This is a genomic window from Lachnotalea glycerini (genome assembly GCF_003201285.1).
Classification (GTDB): Bacteria; Bacillota; Clostridia; order Lachnospirales; family Lachnospiraceae; genus Lachnotalea; species Lachnotalea glycerini.
This window is the reverse complement of the sequence record NZ_QICS01000006.1, coordinates 171071-189174: the sequence shown is the minus strand read 5'-3', so window position 1 is coordinate 189174 and position 18104 is coordinate 171071. Positions and strand designations below refer to the sequence as shown.

The following is an 18104-nucleotide window of genomic DNA, read 5'->3' as shown; positions in this document are numbered from 1 at the left end:
TTGTACATCCTCCCACTTACATTGCTAATAAACCCAATAAGCAAAGCACTGCTGTAATAATTGTAAATACGGTAACTACCTTTGTTTCTGACCAACCGCATAATTCAAAATGATGATGAATGGGCGCCATTTTAAAGATACGTTTTCCCTTTGTCAATTTAAAATAAGTAACTTGCATCATAACAGATATCACTTCAACTAAATAGATTAATCCAACAATCAAAATAAATAATGGCATCTTAAGCATGTATGCTGATGCTGCAACAAACCCTCCAAGTGCCAGCGAGCCTGTATCACCCATAAATACTCTTGCCGGATGAGCATTAAATAATAAAAAACCAAGCAAGCTTCCCACTACAGCACAGGTTATTGGTTCAATACCACTTCCTTGGGTTATCGCAACCAGTGAAAAAAAGGTCGCAACCAGCACCGTGACGCTAGATGCCAAGCCATCCAACCCATCCGTAAAATTAACACCATTTACTGTTCCAATCATTGCGATAAACATAATTGGAATAGTAAGTATTCCCATATTAACATATTTACCGTCCGAAAACGGCAATAGCATCTCAAGTCCCACTTCAGAGTAATTGATTATATAATATGCAAATATGACCGTTACCATAATCTCTCCTGTCATCTTCTGCATTACGGTTAATCCTAACGAACGTTTTAGCACCACTTTAATGTAATCATCTAAAAATCCTATAATACCAAATCCCAGTGTTACAAATAAAATTGGAATAATCTTTGGATAATCCTGTATATAAAACAAGGATACAATAATAATACTTAATAAAATAAGTACTCCTCCCATAGTAGGAGTCCCTGTTTTCTTTAAATGTGTCTGTGGTCCATCTTCTCTTACGGTCTGACCTGCTTTCAGCTTAGTTAAATATTTAATTATACCCGGTCCCGAAATTGCACTGATGATAAAAGCCGCAATAACCGGAATCACTACCTTGTAATCCATTATCTACACCTCTAAATTTCTTTTGTTTTAGTTTAACATGAACTAGTATAATTCTTTTTAACTAATTTATCAACTTTTTTACTCTAAATAAAGAATTATATTACTTGTTTTACTTATAGTTTCTCCCGCTAGTGGAAATTGATCAGTAACAGTTTCTCCTTCATTTAGATATTCTACATTAAGTTCATATTCCTTTAGCACTTTATCTGCCTCTTTCTTAGTAAGACCTACTAATTCAGGCATTGTAATGTCTCCTATGTTATATTCTTCTATCTCTGAGGCTTCATACACCTGTTCAATGCCCAGATACGGAAGAATATTTTCAAATATTTCTTTTACAGCAGGTGCCGCTATCGTTCCTCCATAATAAATTCCTTGTGGATTATATATAATCGCCAGTGCCAATACCTGTGGATTCTCTGCCGGTGCAAATCCTATAAAAGAAGAAATATATTTTTTGGCACTTCTTGGAAGTGTCTGTGAGGTAGCTGTTTTGCCTCCTACTCGAAAGCCTGGTATATACGCTTTCTTACCTGTACCCTCTGATATTACTTTTTCTAATATAAAACGTATCGTTTCTGTTGTCTCTGATGAAATAATGTTAGCCTTAGTTGGATACGAAAAATTTTCTATTAACTGACCGTCATAGGTTCTGACTGCGACTCCAAAATGTGGTGTCACTCTGGTTCCTCCATTTATAATGGAGCTTACTGTAGTTGCCAATTGAATCGGTGTAATCTGAAAAGACTGTCCAAATGCCATGGTAGCCAGTTCGACCTGCCCAACATTTTCCTTTTTATGCATAATGGTTCCGGCTTCTCCCGGCAAATCCACCCCAGTCTTTTCCAGAAGACCAAGCTGTTTAAAATACTTAAAAATATTATCGACTCCCAGTCTTAATCCCACTTCTATAAAAACCGGATTACAGGAGTTCATAACTCCTTGTAGGAACGTTTCACTTCCATGTCCCGCTATTTTATGACATCGGATTCGCCGATCCTCTACAATCTTAAACCCCGGACAATGAAAGGTATCCTCTAAGGTTACTACTCCTTCTTCCAGACCTGCTGATGCTGTAATTATTTTAAAGGTGGAACCAGGTTCATAGGTATCATTAATACACCTGTTTCTCCACATCTGATTAAGCAAATTCTGTTTGGTTTTTTCATCTAACGTTTCTGTTGTTTCAAAATTTAATGTAAATGGATCATTTAAATCAAATTCAGGTAAATTAACCATTGCCATAATTTCTCCATTTTGCGGATTCATTATAATAATGCAGACGCTATCGGCTGACTTTGCTTCCATCACCTTAGCAGCAGACTGCTCTGCAAATTTTTGTATATTGCTATCCAGACTTATATATAAATCATTACCTGAAATCGGCTCTACTCTTCCCTCTGCTGCATCTTTTATCTCAACGCCCCTGGCATCTGTCATGGTTAGAATATAACCATTTTGCCCCTTTAAATAGTTCTCATATTTTACTTCAAGTCCTATAATTCCTTGATTGTCACTTCCTGTAAAGCCAAGCACCTTAGATGCCAAACTTCCATATGGATAATATCTCTTAAAATCTTCATCCACTTTTACTCCTGATAAACCATAAGAACGTATTTTATCTCCAATTTCCTTATCTACATTCGTTTTAATTCGCTCAATCGAGCTAAATTTTTCAACTCGTTTTCTGACTTTTTCCTCTGACAGCTCCAACTCTTTACATAATATGCTAATTACTTTCTCCGGCTCCTTTATCTGACTGTGAATAACCGAAATGGTACATACCGTTTTATTTGTTGCTACAATTTCACCGGTAGCATCTATAATCTTGCCCCTGGCTGCTTTGATTTCTCTCTCTCGTTCATGTAGTTCATCTGCTTTTTCCTGATAGTACTCAGACTTAACTATCATTAAATAAAACAGCCTTCCAACAAGCATAATAAGAATCATAGCCACTGCCGCAAACACAATAACTATTTTTTTTCTATTAAAAGTTTTGCTTTTAACCATTGCTATCCTCATAAACGTCATTATTACATTTTATTTCAGAATTCATGAGGTTATGAAAATTATTGAATTAATTCTGCTCATTGTCGGAGTCGTCTTCATTCAAATCTCCTAGTTGATAAGGTAACGCTGCATTTTCACTTGTACTACTTTCTTCAATATTCTCTTGAGTCGTTTGTTCTTGTTCTGATTGCTCCTGTGTTGTACTTTCAGAGGTCTGAGAAGCTTCCTGCGTTGTTTGTGTACTTTGTTCTGTTTTCTCCACCGCCTGTGTCGGAAATATATTTAAATAGGGAAGAATTTCTTCTAATATTCCCTTTGCCACTTTTTGAGCATAAATACTATTGGATTGTTTTTCTACGTTTGGTTCATCAATTACGACATAGATTACTACCTGTGGATCGTCTTGGGGTACATATCCCAGAAAAGAAACAACATAGTTTATTTTATCTCTGTTTTGCTTTTCAGCAGTTCCTGTTTTACCTCCCATTTCATAGCCTTCCACTCTTGCAGTCTTTCCTGTTCCGGCCTGATCACATACTGTTTTGTATAGATATTGCTTTAATTTATCTGATGTTGATTTCGATATTGTTTGTTTTAACAAAACTGGCTCAACTGTAGATACGGTTGCTCCTTTTGAATCCAATATTTTACTGGCTACATGCGGTTTATAATAATAGCCTCCATTGATAATAGAGGAAAATGCCGATACCATTTGTATCATAGTTACATTGAAATTCTGGCCAAATGCATTGGTGGCCAAGTCAGTTTGCCCCATATTTTCTAATGAATAAATAATACCACTTGCCTCACCCGGTAAATCAATTCCGGTTTTTTTACCTATATTAAATATACTCTGATATTTTGTAAATACTTCTTTTCCTTCTGTCAAGGCAATATGCATAAGTGCAACATTGCACGATTTCATAAGTGCCTGTTCAACAGTAACTGTTCCATGAGTTGCATTACATCCTATATCCCAACCACCAACATTTAAAAATCCGTTACAAGTATAAGTTTCATTACCGGTTATCTTTCCACTATCTATGGCTGATGCTACAGTGAATGGCTTGGCTGTAGAACCTGGCTCATAAGTATCTGTTATACATGAATTTTTCCAAATCTGATTCAAATTATTTAGTTTTGTCTCATCGTCCATAGCAGCGATATCTTCTTCTGAATAATAAACAGATAAATCCCTCGGATTATTCAAATCAAAATGATTGGAACTGCTTGCCATAGCAATAATACTTCCATCATTAGGATTTGCTATTATAACAGAAGTATTCTTACTTCCATCATCATCTTCTCGATATGAGCCTCGGTATTCTTCATTGAATGCTGCAATATGCTTTTCTACAATGCCCTGTACGGTTGCATCAATTGTAGTGACCACTGTATTTCCATCCGTGGCAGCTTTAATCGTTCTCTCCAACTCAGAATCGTCATTTAAATAGCCATATTCTCTTCCATCGACTCCATTTAACTGATCATTGTAATATTGTTCGATTCCCCAATTTCCCACATTACCTGATACTGTAAATCCAAGCAGACTACTGGCTAATGAACCATAGGGATAGGTTCTTAAATATTCATCCTCAAACCAAACTCCTTTTATATAAGGATTTTTCTTTTCCTTTGTTTTTTCGTCTATTTCATCTTGCATTTGAATAAATGTCTGAATTTCTTCATAGCTTAATTTTTTGAGCAATATTACATATCTACTGTCTTTTTTTTCATTTAGTATGCCTTGTAAGTCTGATTCATTTAATTCAAAGCAACTGGTTAGGGCGCTAATAGTAGGCTGAATATATTTCTCATCTGAATTTACCACCTTACAGTCTAATATTACGTTATATACTTTTTCGCTCGTAGCAAGAATCGTTCCTTTTACATCTGTTATATCTCCTCTTCGAAAAGGAATCGACTGGCTGTCATATTGCTGCTGTGACAATACCTGCTTTGTATATTTATCGCCACTTTCTGCATTAATATAAGTAAGTCGTACACTTAATCCAATTAAAGCTAGCATTATTACGATAAATAATACTGCTAGCTTCATTTGCATTTTTCTATTAAATTTTTTTTGTTCTTGTTTGTTTCTTTTATCTGATTTCTTCATGAAAGCCACCTGCACTTAACTTCTTTATTTAGACTTTTTTGCCTCTGGAATATCGCTATATTGTCTCACATAGTCACTTTCTTCATTATTGTATAACACTACTTGTTTTTCCGAAGCATAAACCATACCTAGATCTTCCATTGCAACTTTTTTGATATAATCCAGGTCAGTCGCATTATTGATTCTATTATAGGTTTCATCATTATCTGAACGCAAATCCGCTACTTCCTTTTCTAAGGACGAGATGTTTTTTACCTTTTGTGTCATCTCTGCTTGAAGCTTTAGATAAGAAATACATACAAATAATGTTACAATAGCAGCAACAGCCAAAAACACAACATACCCAAAATTCATATTAAGTGCTTTCTCTCTGTTTTTTCTGGCACTGTTGCTTAACCTAGGCTTGTCCACCTCAGACTTCTCATATGGATTTGGTACTACCTGAAACTGTCTTGCCGTGTTTCCGTATTGATAAGTTGATGTATTCCTTAAAAGTGTGTTTTGTGCAGACGCTCTTCTTCCTGTCTGATTCGACATAACCATTCACCCCTTTACTTAAATTCTCTTTCAAATACTCTAAGCTTAGAACTTTTAGAACGTTTGTTATATTCTATCTCTTCTTCACTTGGTTTAATTGGCTTTCTAGTAATTACTTTTCCTTTAGATTGTTTTCCACACACGCAGATAGGAAAATCACTGGGACATGTGCATGGATTTTCATTTCTTCTAAAACTATTTTTTACAATTCTATCTTCTAATGAATGAAATGTAATAATACATATTCTCCCGCCATCATTTAAGCTATCTATCATTTCATCTAAAGAATTCTTAAGTACTTCCAATTCTTTGTTAAGCTCTATTCTTATTGCCTGAAAGGTTTTTTTGGCCGGATGACCACCTGTAATTCTTTGCTTCATCGGTATTGCCGCTTTAATAATATCTGTAAGTTCAAAAGTTGTTTCTACTTCTTTATTAGCTCTAGCCCTAACAATATGCTTGGCAATATTTTTTGCAAATCTATCTTCTCCATAGTCCTTTATAATATGGTATAATTCCATTTCACTATAGTGATTCACAATATCCTTAGCTGTAAGCTCCTGTCTTTGATCCATTCTCATATCAAGAGGTGCATCCGCCATATAGGAAAAGCCTCTGTCAGCTGTATCTAATTGATATGATGATACTCCCAAATCAAGTAAAATCCCATCTACTTTGTCTGCTTCAAGCGTATGAAGTACCTGCTTCATATCATTATAGTTGCTTCTTACGATTGTAACTTTATTTCCAAATTCCTTTAGTTTTTCACCAGCTGCTTTAATTGCAGCCTCATCCTGATCTATTCCAATAAATCGTCCCTTATCCTTTAAGCGTGCACATACTTCATAAGCATGTCCTCCGCCTCCCAATGTGCCATCGACATAAATACCATCCGGTTTGATATTCAGATTACTTATTGTTTCGTCTAATAGTACCGATTTATGTTCAAAACTCATATTACCTCCATACTGTGCCATTCTCTTGGCTATATCAACAGCTTTGAAAGATTTTCTCAAACTTTCCTCTTTTGCCAAAGCGGATATTGACCATCCGCTTCGATACTTGCTCTTAATTTTATTATTATTCTGGTATTTTTGTTGAAGTTTGGGCTCCTAAGAAAACAAGCTTAGTCCATTTCCCCACTTTAAGAAATAAGTAACTTATCTGATAAGGTTATATACTTAACCCGAGTTCTTCCATGTGCTCTGCAATATCATCCATATCATCATATACATTGCTTTCAATCCATTTGGACTTGCTCCAGATTTCTATTCTGCTTAGTACACCTACTAAAACTACATCTTTGTTAAGCTGCGCAAATTCTCTTAAAACACTAGGAAGTAATATTCTTCCCTGCTTATCCACTTCACAGGTTGCTGCACCTGCCAAGAAAAAACGTGAGAACTGTCTTGCATTTTTATTTGTAAGTGGGAGTGTTTTCAGCTTTTCTTCAAAGGCTTGCCATTCATCAATAGGGTATACAAAAAGACATCCATCTAAACCCTTGGTAACAACAAATTCATCTCCCAAAGCTTCTCGAAACTTAGATGGCATAATCAACCTACCTTTAGCATCAATTGAATGGTTGTATTCCCCCATAAACATATAGCGCACCTTCTTTCAAAATGGTCTGCCACTTTTCTACCATTTTGTACCACTATGTACCACTTTCCACCACTTATATGTACATTTTATATTAATTCAGATGAAATAGCAATAGTTATCTTGAAAAACAAATAGTAAAAAAGTCCTATAAAATGCTAAAATTAACATTTTATAGGACTTGAATTTACAGGTCTTTACAACATTTTATAAAATTTTCTTCTTTCACAAGATTGTTGCTAATATACTAAGCAACCGAAGTTTTTTGATTCGGTTGCTTTCAATTGTATATTAGTTCAACCCATTATTTAGCTCAACAATATTAATATACTCTTCAATCAAATGGTCAAGTTCTACACTTTTTTCATACGTACCTTTTTCATCCATATTATTAGCTACAAATGAATTCAATTGTCTTCTTGCCTCTTCAATTTTAATTTTCAAAGCTGTAACGTTCTCCATCATCCAATCACCCTTTCTTATGAATTTATTACTTTTTTACGTTTTGTAAAAATGAAAAAAATCGAAACTACCACTACTATTATCGATAATAACTGTGATACAGGTATTGTCGTGTTAGCAATTAATAACTGGTCTGTTCTTAGCGATTCTATCCAAGAGCGTCCTGCACCATATCCCGCTGCATAAACCAAAAATATTTCACCATTGAATTTTTTATATCTCTTATAAATTAATATAAGTAACAATACACCACAATTCCAAAGCGATTCATATAGAAATGTTGGATGTACTTGAATATAATCAATGCCATCTTTAACACGAAGCAAAAGCTCTTCGGATATATCACCTGTCCTTACATCCGCAATTGGAATCCTCATAGCTAATAACCCATCTGAATAACCTCCAAAGGCTTCTCGGTTAAAGAAATTCCCCCACCTTCCTATTATTTGTCCAGACACAAGTCCTATACATGCAGTATCTGCCATTTTCCAAAAGGAAAGATTCCTTTTCTTGGAAAAAACAGACAAAGTAATGACCGCTGCTATGATGCCACCATAAATAGCCAGTCCACCTTGTCTTATGTTGATAATTTTTAATAAATTACCCTTGTACATATCCCATGAAAATACTACGTAATAAATTCTTGCTCCAATGATTGAAAATATAATTGCATATAATGCAAAGTCTGTATAGTCTTCCATTCGTTGATTTGTAATCTTTGCCTCATGCTCCGCCATTAAAATTCCAACAATCATACTAATACCAATGATAATTCCATAATATGCTATATCAAAGTCAAAAATATTAATACTCTTGCCGATATTGTTGAACTGAATTCCCAAATTGGGGAATGCAATACTGTATTGTTTCATAACTGTTTTCTCCTCTTTGCGAATGTTTTCGACTATATATTCATTTTAAACCTAATCAGAAAAAAAATCAAACTTAAGAGATTGATAAGTTTTTGCATTTTTCGACCTGATACAACGAATTGAAACATCATACATCATGATTTTATAAATTACAACATCAGTTTTATACATTGAATCTAAATAAAATAACATCACCGTCTTTTACTACATAATCTTTCCCTTCCAGTCCAACAAGCCCCTTCTCTTTAGCTGCTGAATAAGAACCACAGTCCAATAAATTTTTATAATTTACTACCTCTGCACGAATAAATCCTCTTTCAAAGTCTGAATGAATCTTTCCTGCTGCACCTGGCGCCTTCGTGCCCTTTTTAATTGTCCAAGCTCTTGTTTCATCTTCTCCTGCGGTTAGATAACTAATCAAGCCTAATAAGCTGTAGCTAGCTTTTATGAGTTTTTCAAGTCCTGATTCCATAAGACCCAAATCCTCTAGAAACATTTTCTTTTCATCCTCATCAAGCTCTGCAATTTCCTGCTCGATTTTTGCACAAACAACAAATACTTCACAACTTTCCTGCTTTGCAAATTCCCGTACAGAATTCACATATTGATTACTGCTGCCATCATCTGCAAGGTCATCTTCTATTACATTAGCCGCAAAAATAACCGGCTTATAAGTTAACAGATTGTAAGAGATTAACAACTCTTTCTCATCATCATCATTTGCTTCAAAACTCTTTGCCAGTTTTCCTTCTTCCAGATGCTCTTTTATTCTTGTCAGTAAATTTAGCTCCTTTGCAAGCGTCTTATCATTTCTTGCACCTTTGCTGGTTTTTGCAATTCTTCTTTCTAAAATTTCTATGTCTGAAAAAATCAGTTCAAGATTAATTGTTTCAATATCACGAAGTGGATCCACACTTCCATCTACATGAACTACATTGGTATCTTCAAAGCATCTTACCACATGTACAATAGCATCTACCTCTCTTATATTGGATAAAAATTGGTTTCCTAGACCTTCTCCCTTTGAAGCACCTTTTACCAGACCTGCTATATCTACAAATTCAATTGCTGCCGGTGTAACTTTCTTTGAAGCATAAAAATTACCCAATAAGGTAAGTCTTTCATCTGGAACTGTTACAATTCCTACATTTGGATCTATCGTACAGAATGGATAATTTGCTGATTCCGCTCCTGCTTTTGTTAAAGAATTAAATAATGTACTCTTTCCTACATTTGGCAACCCTACTATACCTAATTTCATATGTAACTTCCTTTCTACTGTCAGTCTTTTGATTGTATCATAATTAAAATTCCTGATTGAAACATAATTTTCGCACGTTCCTCTACGATTTCATTGCTTACGCCAAAGCCCCCTGACTGATTTGTCAAGTTATACTCATAAAGCGGATATTTAAACCCTGTTAACGTAAGACCAGTCACTTGATTGGTTAATGCAAGTAAGGATAGATAAGTCCCATACTGCTCTTTCTTTTTAATCTCAAGACTATCCTTTATCAGCATAATCTTATTGTTACTATCTATTATATAGCAATTAATATTCTTTTCCAATGCGATACTCAGGCTTTGAATATTTCCTAGAAGATGATCAATTCGACTACCGGTAGCCCCAATAATTGCAATTTCTGTACTCTCTATCTGCACTGCCCACAAAATGGCCATTTGCGTATCTGTGTCATCCTTTTCCGGCTTAAATCGATGTATTTTAATATCCGAGTGATTTTCATAATATTTTAGTGTATCCATCCTAACCGAATCAAAATCACCCATTATAATAGATGGCATGATTTCATATTCATAACATATCTCAATTCCCTTGTCTACTCCAATAATATATTCAAATTTATTTTTAGAAAGAAATTCTTCCAGAAATTCCTGATTTATATATCCGCCTGAAATGATAAGTGTTTTCATTTTTCCTCAATTCATACAGCATGCCTTTCACAATTTACGAACTTAAATTGCTATTTTACATACTTTCATATTTACTAATTATATTATTAAAGGATGTTATATTTTCTTTGATATCACCTTGAAATATTGAAGAACCCGCTACAATCACATTGGCACCGGCCTCAATAATCTTGTCTAAATTATCCTGCGTAATTCCTCCGTCTACCTCTATATCCGTATTGAATCCTTTATCCTTAATCATATCTCTAAGTCTGGTTACCTTGTCATACATACCGGCAATAAAAGCTTGTCCTCCAAAACCTGGATTGACAGTCATAATTAAAACCATATCAACTAAATCCAATACATAATCAAGTGCTGATAACGGCGTGGAAGGATTCAGTGCCACTCCCACTTTAACCCCATTTTGCTTAATAAAGTTAAGTGTCCTGTCAAGATGTTTACAAGCTTCTGCATGAACAGTAATAATATCTGCACCTGCCTTGACAAAATCAGCAATATATCGTTCCGGATTACTCACCATTAAATGAACATCAAAGATTTTATCTGTCGCACTTCTTATTGATTGGATAACAGGTACCCCAAGTGAAATACTTGGGACAAAATCTCCGTCCATAACATCTATGTGAATGTACTGAGCGCCTGCCTGGTCAGCTTTTTGTATATTATCGCTAAGATTTTTAAAATCCGCTGCAAGAATAGAGGGTGAAAGCTTTATCATATCTAATATCTCCTTTTGTCTTTTAATTCCTGAAACATCTCTACGTAATTATTGTATCTGATCGGACTTATATTACCATCCACAAGTGCTTTTTTAACCATACATTTTGGCTCATTTATATGCATACATCCTTGAAATTTACAACCTTCTTGATATTGAGCAAACTCCGGAAAATAATCTTTTAATTCATCTTTTTCAAAATCATTAATATATAAAGAGCTAAATCCTGGAGTGTCCATGATATAAGTCGCTTCTTCAATATATATTAATTCTGAATGTCTGGTCGTATGCCTCCCCCTTTCTATCTTCATGCTTATAGATCCGGTTTCCATCAATGCATTTGGTTGAAGTACGTTAATAATCGACGACTTTCCAACACCAGAGGGTCCAGCAACTGCTGTTGTTTTACCTCGGACTAAATTTCCAATTTCATCCACTCCATCTTCCTTTTTGGCACTCGTAAATACAATGTCATAGCCGCACTGCATATAAGTATTTTTAAGCTGTTCCAATTCCTTTTTCGTTACAATATCCTTTTTATTAAAGCATATGATTGTATTTACGCTTTGTCTTTCCATCATAATTAAAAACCGATCCAATAGATTAAAATTAGGATTTGGTTTTGCCGCAGCAAAAATGACCAATGCCTGATCAATGTTTGAAACAGCAGGACGAATTAGTTCATTCTTTCTTTTAAGAATCTCAATAATATTGCCCTTTCTTTCTTTTTCATCCAAAACATCTAAGATTACATTGTCTCCTACTAATGGTTTTATTTTATTTTTACGAAATACACCTTTGGCCTTACACTCATATACGATATCTTCACCTGTATGAACATAATAAAAACCTGCAATTCCTTTTATGATTTTTCCCTGCATATACTCCTATTCCGAAAATGTAATCGTAAAGGTACCATCCACGGCAACACCGTCAATATACATTTTCACTGTTCCTGTTGTCACTCCGCTCTCACCAATTATCTGACGTGAATATGGAAATTCCGAAGCTGATACATCTTCCTCTACTACAGTGGCAGTTTTCCCATTTTGAGTTAAATCTAACCGCATGGTACCATCCACAAAATCATCTGGCAAATCAGATTTTTCAATTCGAATTGTTCCTGTAGATTGTCCTTGCGCTGTGCCTGTTTCCGGCCCCATACTAACTACAAAGTCCACTGCGGTTCCCTCACTCACACTCTTTCCCGATGTATAGCTTTGACTGATTACATAACCTTCTTCTATTTTAGAGCTGTAAGAGGAATTAATGGTTCCCACTGCAAGCCCTGCTGATTTTAATGCAGACTTAGCAGCGGCCTCTGACATCTCAGTAATATCCGGAACTGTAACCTCTTCAGATCCACTGCTGACCACAACAGTTACACTGGATCCCTTTTTTACTGATGTTCCAGCAGTAGGAGATGTTGAAATCACATTTCCTTTCGCTACACTTGTGCTTGCCTGCGAGGAAGTGGTAACAGTCAGCCCTTCTTTTTCAAGTGTACTAACCGCCTCATCCTTTGATAATCCAGATACATCTGTCAAATCAAATGTACTCTCTCCGGTACTGACCGTAACATTAATTGTTGTGTTTTTATCAACCTTTTTACCCTTTTCAACATCTTGTGCAATAACATATCCAGACTCATACATGTCGGAATTCTCATAAGAGGAATCCTTTATCCCTAGTCCTAATGTGTTTAACTCGGTTTTCGCTTCTTCCAAGGTTTTTCCTACTACATTAATCATTTCAACCTGTTCTGTTGCTTCCTCAGTTGTTTCAACTGTAGTTTTATTTTTCGTACTGCTGCTTCCAAACCCATTAAATACACCAAAGGCTTTAGCTGCAACATAAATTGCTATCAACGCTATAATAATGGCTGCTACAATTCCAAGAACGTTCATAATTTTTTCTAGAGTTGGATTCATATCCTCAGAGGTATCATTTTCCTCATCACTTTCATCTTCGTATAAGTCTTCCTCTTCACTGTCCTCATCACCATCATCTTTTTCTTCTTGTAAATCATGTTTTTGCTTTACATCATAGCCAAGTTTTCCTGTTTCACTCTTTATTTTAACTCTCTCATCATCCGTTATCATGATAGTCTTAGCATTATTTTCTTCCGGTACCAGCTTTACAAAATCCTCATCAGGACTAACTAATGATTTCTTTAAATCTGCAATGACCTCTGCCATGTCGCTATAACGTCTATCTGCCCTCTTTTGCGTACATTTAAACACAATCTGCTCCAAACTGATTGGAATCTCAGGCGAATATACACGAGGTGAATCCATTTCATCCTGAATGTGCTTGATTGCTACAGCTACCGTATTGTCTCCATCAAAAGGAACTCTTCCGGTAAGCATCTCATATAAGGTAATTCCTAAAGAATAAATATCACTTTTTTCATCACTATAGCCACCTCTGGCCTGCTCAGGTGAAGTATAGTGAACCGATCCCATTACATTAGAGGATATGGTATTAGATGAAGCTGCCCGTGCTATGCCAAAATCAGTTACCTTAACCTTACCATCTCTGGAAATAATAATATTTTGTGGCTTTATGTCTCTATGAATGATATGATTGTTATGCGCAGCTTCAATCCCCATCGACATTTGAATAGCAATACTGATTGCTTCTTTTACAGACAGTTTACCTTTCTTTTGGATATAATTCTTAAGAGTGATCCCTTCTACCAGTTCCATTACAATATAATGAATCCCCTCTTCTTCTCCAACATCATATACATTTACAATATTCGGATGTGCTAAACCTGCTGCCGACTGTGCCTCTATTCTAAATTTAGATACAAAATTTTTATCATTGCTAAATTCATTTTTTAACACTTTAATTGCCACAAACCGATTTAGTTTGTGGTCTTTTCCTTTATATACATCGGACATGCCGCCTGAACCCACTGGCTCTAATACCTCATATCGATCACCAATAAACATACCAAGTCTTAACATATCTTCACCTCACTCACACATGGTTCAATTATTATAACTGCTATATTATCTTTTCCCCCATACTGATTTGCTGTTTCAACTAATCTTTGGGCCTTTTGTTCTGGTGTTTTTTCTTCTTTTACTATTTTAAATATTTCATTGTCTTCTATCATATTGGTTAATCCATCCGAGCACATAAGTATGATATCATTTAACTCCAATTTCATTTCAAAAAAATCCACTGCGATATCCTCCGAGGCTCCGATTGCTCTGGTAATTATATTCTTATCCGGATGATTTCTTGCATCCTCTCTGTCAATTTCTCCTAAGCGTATCATTTCTTCAACCAAAGAATGATCTTTTGTGATTTGCTTAATGGTTTGGTCTATAATATAAAGTCTGCTGTCACCTATGTTCGCTACATAGATATAATCCTTTACTACAGTCGCTACTACTAAGGTAGTGCCCATACCCATCAGTTCATTATTTTCACAGGCTTTACTCAAGAGCTCTTTATTCGCTGATTCAATTGATTGTCTGATAATCTTAATTGGATTCGTTTCTCGATTTGACTCAATCGATTTGACTAATTGCTGTACAGTATATTTTGATGCAAAATCTCCGGCCTTATGCCCACCCATGCCGTCAGCCACAGCAAACAGATTCGGAAGATTCCCCACTGGATTTTCAGATGTATATACGTAGTCCTGATTCATATTTCTCTTTTGTCCCACATCCGTTATGGAAAATGTCTTCATTACTTATAACTTCCTTTCTGCATTTCTATCTTTGTAACTCTTTCTAAGCTGACCACAGGCTCCATCAATATCTCTGCCCATTTCTCTTCTTATAGTAACATTTATTTGGCATTTTTCAAGTTTATTTTTAAAATTATCTATAACTTTTTTATTAGACTGTACAAAATCTCTTTCCTTTATTGGATTAACCGGTATTAAATTCACGTGACAATTGATACCTTTAATAAGCTCAATTAATTCTCTTACATCCTCATTGGTATCATTCACGCCACCTACCAAACTATATTCAAATGTAATTCTTCTCCCCGTTTTTTGGAAATAATATTTACAGGCAGAAATGACGTCTTTAAGGCTGTATTTATTTGCTATTGGCATCAGTGCTTTCCTTTTTTCATCTGTGGTTGCATGCAGCGATAATGCCAAGGTAATTTGAAGTTCCCTGTCCGCTAGCTCTGTCATTTTAGGAACAATTCCACAAGTAGAAACCGTAATATTCCTCTGGCTGATATTTAATCCAAATTCATCGGTTAGAATTTCAATAAATCGAAGCAGATTCTCGTAGTTATCCAAAGGTTCTCCTGTTCCCATTACTACCACATTAGAAATTCTCTCATTTGTACTTTTTTGTATTGCATAAATTTGCGAAAGCATCTCAGACGCAGTTAGGTTTCTATCTAAACCACCGATTGTAGAGGCACAAAATTTACACCCCATCCTGCAGCCAACCTGTGATGAAATACAAACTGAGTTTCCATGTTTATATCTCATTAATACACTTTCAATCACATTTCCATCGTTTAGCCGGAATAAGTATTTTTGTGTTCCATCAAGCTTAGACGTTTGTATTTCAATAGAACTTACATTAATAATTTCATAAGTTAATTTCAGCCTCTCTCTTAAGCTAACTGGTATATTTGACATTTCATCAAAGCTCTCTGCCAGCTTGACATGCAGCCAGTCATAAATTTGCTTTGCCCGAAATGCCTTATCTCCAATAGAAACAATTTCATCTTTTAATTGCTCCATATTAAGAGATTTGATATCAATCAATTCCATATTTCCTCCAAATATTATTGCCTGTCAGCTTTTCTAAGCTTAGCAATAAAAAATCCATCTGTTTCATTTATCTCAGGAAGCAGCTGAACGTATCCACTTTCTGCTGTATCACATTGAAGCTTATCCTTTAAGTAATTCGAAATACTTTCCAATTCAAACTCATGGTTTTGAATAAACCAACTTACATTTTCTAAATTTTCTTCCCGGTTAATAGTACAGGTACTATAAATTAAAACGCCTCCCGGTTTGACATACTGACCCACAACATGAAGAATATCCCTTTGAAGCTTTACCAAAGCACTTTGCTTCTTGGGAGTCATTTTGTATTTAATATCTGTCTTTTTTGCAATAACGCCAAGGCCTGAACATGGCAGATCGGCTAATACAACATCTGCCTTTTCTAACGATTTTTCATCTAAAATAAGTGCATCCTGTTGCCTTGCTTCTATATTAGTAAAGCCAATTCGATTTATATTTTCCTCAATGAGTGTAATCTTATTCTCTGTTAAATCTCTTGCCTCTACGTATCCGGTTTCTTTTAGCTTATCTGCCGCATGCAGACTTTTGCCTCCCGGTGCAGCGCAAACATCAATAACATACGAATTTTCTTTGATATCTGCCACTTCCGCAACAAGCATAGAACTGATATCCTGTACTTGAAAAAAGCCTTTTTTAAAAGCTTCCATTACATTTATTCTATTATAATCAGAGATTTCTAATGCATAATCTAAGCAATTGGATGAATTTACTTGAATTCCTTCCTGATTAAGCATAGCCTTTAGTTCCTCTGTCGTAATCTTGCTCGTATTGCACCTTATTGTCGTACTATTTTTATTCAAAAAGCCCTCTAATATCCTCTTTACAATATGATATTCGTATTCTTCCAGCCATTTTTCAACAATCCATTCCGGCATAGAATACATAATAGACAAATATTTGGAAGGTGTTTTCTTTTCATCAGGAAATGTAACCTGTTCCAAATTTCGGCTTATGTTTCTTAATACTCCATTTACAAAGCCTTTTAAATTATGAAATCCTTTTCTAGTTGCTAGTTTGACTGCTTCATTACATACTGCCGAATCAGGTACACTATCCATAAATTTCAATTGATATACGCTCATTCTTAGAATTGAACGAATTACCGGTTTCATTTTGTTAATCGAAACCTTGGAAAATTGGTTAATGATATAATCTATCAGTATCATATTTTCAATGGTTCCCTCTGAAACTCTTGTTATAAACGCTCTTTCCTGTTTATCCAAATACTGATATTTATCAAGTACATTACGTATAATAAGGTGACTGTATGCTTCATGTTCAGTCACCTCTAATAAAATACCCAGAATCAGTTCTCTCGTATTTACTGATTTAGTCACGATCTCTTCCTCCGAATAACAAAACTAGTCTTAAGAGCTGTAAAATAGCAGTTGCTGCACTTGCCACATAGGTCAGAGCTGCTGCTGATAGCACTTTCTTAGTATCATGTATTTCTTGACTTCCTAATATTCCTGTCTGATCCAATATGGCTACTGCCCGACTTGAAGCATTAAATTCCACTGGTAAAGTTATTAATTGAAATAACACCGCTGCAGAAAATAAAATGATACCAAACAAAACTAACGTATCAAATGCTCCGATAATTGCCCCAATTACAATAATAGGCCATGCAAGTGTTGAGCCTATATTAGCAACAGGTACAAGTGATGCTCTAATTCTTAATGGCACATAGTCTTGTTGATCTTGTATCGCATGTCCGCACTCATGAGCTGCGACTCCAATTGCTGCAACAGATTGAGAGCCATATACACTGTCAGACAAACGTAGCACCTTACCTCTTGGATCATAATGGTCTGTAAGATTACCCGATATTCTTTCAATCGTAACATCGTAAATGCCTGCAGAATTCAAAACTCTTCTCGCTGCATCAGCACCCGTCATTCCAGACATGCTTCGCACCTTTGAATACTTGGCAAAAGTCCCCTTAACCTTGGCTGATGCCGCCAACGTTAATATAATGCCTATTATAACTAAAATATAGGTTGGGTCGTAATAAAAACCATATCCATATCCTAACATATTTATTCCTCCTTCTGAAACAATGATAAGCAAAA

Annotated in this window: 17 protein-coding genes; all 17 read right to left on the bottom strand. The window is 35.4% G+C overall.

Annotated features, from left to right (window positions below; all coding sequences use genetic code 11):
- Nucleotides 1–16 precede the first annotated feature (16 nt).
- Entirely contained in the window at nt 17–973 is a 957-nt protein-coding gene (gene mraY / locus C8E03_RS12990; protein ID WP_094376679.1) for a phospho-N-acetylmuramoyl-pentapeptide-transferase, read from the bottom strand.
- 78 nt (nt 974–1051) lie between these two features.
- On the bottom strand, nt 1052–2983 hold the full coding sequence (locus tag C8E03_RS12985; protein WP_094376678.1) for a penicillin-binding transpeptidase domain-containing protein: 1932 nt from the start codon (nt 2981–2983) through the stop codon (nt 1052–1054).
- Between the two features lie 67 nt (nt 2984–3050).
- Entirely contained in the window at nt 3051–5102 is a 2052-nt protein-coding gene (locus C8E03_RS12980) for a peptidoglycan D,D-transpeptidase FtsI family protein (protein ID WP_110291225.1), read from the bottom strand.
- A gap of 24 nt (nt 5103–5126) precedes the next feature.
- Complete coding sequence (locus C8E03_RS12975; RefSeq protein ID WP_094376676.1) at nt 5127–5639, bottom strand: septum formation initiator family protein; 513 nt, start codon at nt 5637–5639, stop codon at nt 5127–5129.
- A 14-nt stretch (nt 5640–5653) separates the two neighbouring features.
- Complete coding sequence (rsmH, locus tag C8E03_RS12970) at nt 5654–6595, bottom strand: 16S rRNA (cytosine(1402)-N(4))-methyltransferase RsmH (protein ID WP_110291244.1); 942 nt, start codon at nt 6593–6595, stop codon at nt 5654–5656.
- A 217-nt stretch (nt 6596–6812) separates the two neighbouring features.
- Entirely contained in the window at nt 6813–7244 is a 432-nt protein-coding gene (gene mraZ / locus C8E03_RS12965) for a division/cell wall cluster transcriptional repressor MraZ (protein ID WP_094376675.1), read from the bottom strand.
- 288 nt (nt 7245–7532) lie between these two features.
- Nucleotides 7533–7706 (bottom strand): aspartyl-phosphate phosphatase Spo0E family protein, encoded by a 174-nt coding sequence (locus C8E03_RS12960; protein ID WP_094376674.1) that lies wholly within the window; start codon nt 7704–7706, stop codon nt 7533–7535.
- A 14-nt stretch (nt 7707–7720) separates the two neighbouring features.
- Entirely contained in the window at nt 7721–8575 is an 855-nt protein-coding gene (lgt, locus tag C8E03_RS12955; protein ID WP_094376673.1) for a prolipoprotein diacylglyceryl transferase, read from the bottom strand.
- A 163-nt stretch (nt 8576–8738) separates the two neighbouring features.
- Nucleotides 8739–9836 carry a redox-regulated ATPase YchF gene (ychF, locus tag C8E03_RS12950; RefSeq protein WP_110291224.1) on the bottom strand — a complete coding sequence of 366 codons (1098 nt, stop codon included), beginning with the start codon at nt 9834–9836 and terminating at the stop codon, nt 8739–8741.
- A 20-nt stretch (nt 9837–9856) separates the two neighbouring features.
- Complete coding sequence (locus tag C8E03_RS12945) at nt 9857–10507, bottom strand: thiamine diphosphokinase (RefSeq protein WP_094376671.1); 651 nt, start codon at nt 10505–10507, stop codon at nt 9857–9859.
- Nucleotides 10508–10562: 55 nt separating this feature from the next.
- Entirely contained in the window at nt 10563–11228 is a 666-nt protein-coding gene (gene rpe, locus C8E03_RS12940; protein ID WP_094376670.1) for a ribulose-phosphate 3-epimerase, read from the bottom strand.
- 2 nt (nt 11229–11230) lie between these two features.
- Nucleotides 11231–12109, bottom strand: coding sequence for a ribosome small subunit-dependent GTPase A (gene rsgA, locus C8E03_RS12935; protein WP_094376669.1), 879 nt, complete (start codon nt 12107–12109; stop codon nt 11231–11233).
- 6 nt (nt 12110–12115) lie between these two features.
- Complete coding sequence (gene pknB, locus C8E03_RS12930; RefSeq protein ID WP_110291223.1) at nt 12116–14200, bottom strand: Stk1 family PASTA domain-containing Ser/Thr kinase; 2085 nt, start codon at nt 14198–14200, stop codon at nt 12116–12118.
- Nucleotides 14194–14937 (bottom strand): Stp1/IreP family PP2C-type Ser/Thr phosphatase, encoded by a 744-nt coding sequence (locus C8E03_RS12925; RefSeq protein WP_094376667.1) that lies wholly within the window; start codon nt 14935–14937, stop codon nt 14194–14196. Before C8E03_RS12925 ends, pknB begins: the two co-directional genes overlap by 7 nt.
- 3 nt (nt 14938–14940) lie before the next feature.
- Nucleotides 14941–15993 carry a 23S rRNA (adenine(2503)-C(2))-methyltransferase RlmN gene (rlmN, locus tag C8E03_RS12920; RefSeq protein WP_110291222.1) on the bottom strand — a complete coding sequence of 351 codons (1053 nt, stop codon included), beginning with the start codon at nt 15991–15993 and terminating at the stop codon, nt 14941–14943.
- 14 nt (nt 15994–16007) lie between these two features.
- The gene (gene rsmB / locus C8E03_RS12915) at nt 16008–17369 is read right to left on the bottom strand and encodes a 16S rRNA (cytosine(967)-C(5))-methyltransferase RsmB (RefSeq protein ID WP_094376665.1); all 1362 of its coding nucleotides are present in this window, start codon (nt 17367–17369) and stop codon (nt 16008–16010) included.
- Nucleotides 17362–18069 (bottom strand): zinc metallopeptidase, encoded by a 708-nt coding sequence (locus tag C8E03_RS12910; RefSeq protein WP_110291221.1) that lies wholly within the window; start codon nt 18067–18069, stop codon nt 17362–17364. Before C8E03_RS12910 ends, rsmB begins: the two co-directional genes overlap by 8 nt.
- Nucleotides 18070–18104: the final 35 nt, after the last annotated feature.

What these genes read in the sequence shown, in the direction of transcription:
- rlmN (WP_110291222.1), bottom strand. Translation starts at nt 15,993, where the DNA reads ATGGAATTGATTGATATCAAATCTCTTAATATGGAGCAATTAAAAGAT.
- C8E03_RS12945 (WP_094376671.1), bottom strand. Translation starts at nt 10,507, where the DNA reads ATGAAAACACTTATCATTTCAGGCGGATATATAAATCAGGAATTTCTG.
- lgt (WP_094376673.1), bottom strand. Translation starts at nt 8,575, where the DNA reads ATGAAACAATACAGTATTGCATTCCCCAATTTGGGAATTCAGTTCAAC.
- C8E03_RS12925 (WP_094376667.1), bottom strand. Translation starts at nt 14,937, where the DNA reads ATGAAGACATTTTCCATAACGGATGTGGGACAAAAGAGAAATATGAAT.
- rsmH (WP_110291244.1), bottom strand. Translation starts at nt 6,595, where the DNA reads ATGAGTTTTGAACATAAATCGGTACTATTAGACGAAACAATAAGTAAT.
- ychF (WP_110291224.1), bottom strand. Translation starts at nt 9,836, where the DNA reads ATGAAATTAGGTATAGTAGGGTTGCCAAATGTAGGAAAGAGTACATTA.
- C8E03_RS12910 (WP_110291221.1), bottom strand. Translation starts at nt 18,069, where the DNA reads ATGTTAGGATATGGATATGGTTTTTATTACGACCCAACCTATATTTTA.
- C8E03_RS12980 (WP_110291225.1), bottom strand. Translation starts at nt 5,102, where the DNA reads ATGAAGAAATCAGATAAAAGAAACAAACAAGAACAAAAAAAATTTAAT.
- rpe (WP_094376670.1), bottom strand. Translation starts at nt 11,228, where the DNA reads ATGATAAAGCTTTCACCCTCTATTCTTGCAGCGGATTTTAAAAATCTT.
- C8E03_RS12985 (WP_094376678.1), bottom strand. Translation starts at nt 2,983, where the DNA reads ATGGTTAAAAGCAAAACTTTTAATAGAAAAAAAATAGTTATTGTGTTT.
- pknB (WP_110291223.1), bottom strand. Translation starts at nt 14,200, where the DNA reads ATGTTAAGACTTGGTATGTTTATTGGTGATCGATATGAGGTATTAGAG.
- mraZ (WP_094376675.1), bottom strand. Translation starts at nt 7,244, where the DNA reads ATGTTTATGGGGGAATACAACCATTCAATTGATGCTAAAGGTAGGTTG.
- rsgA (WP_094376669.1), bottom strand. Translation starts at nt 12,109, where the DNA reads ATGCAGGGAAAAATCATAAAAGGAATTGCAGGTTTTTATTATGTTCAT.
- mraY (WP_094376679.1), bottom strand. Translation starts at nt 973, where the DNA reads ATGGATTACAAGGTAGTGATTCCGGTTATTGCGGCTTTTATCATCAGT.
- C8E03_RS12975 (WP_094376676.1), bottom strand. Translation starts at nt 5,639, where the DNA reads ATGTCGAATCAGACAGGAAGAAGAGCGTCTGCACAAAACACACTTTTA.
- C8E03_RS12960 (WP_094376674.1), bottom strand. Translation starts at nt 7,706, where the DNA reads ATGATGGAGAACGTTACAGCTTTGAAAATTAAAATTGAAGAGGCAAGA.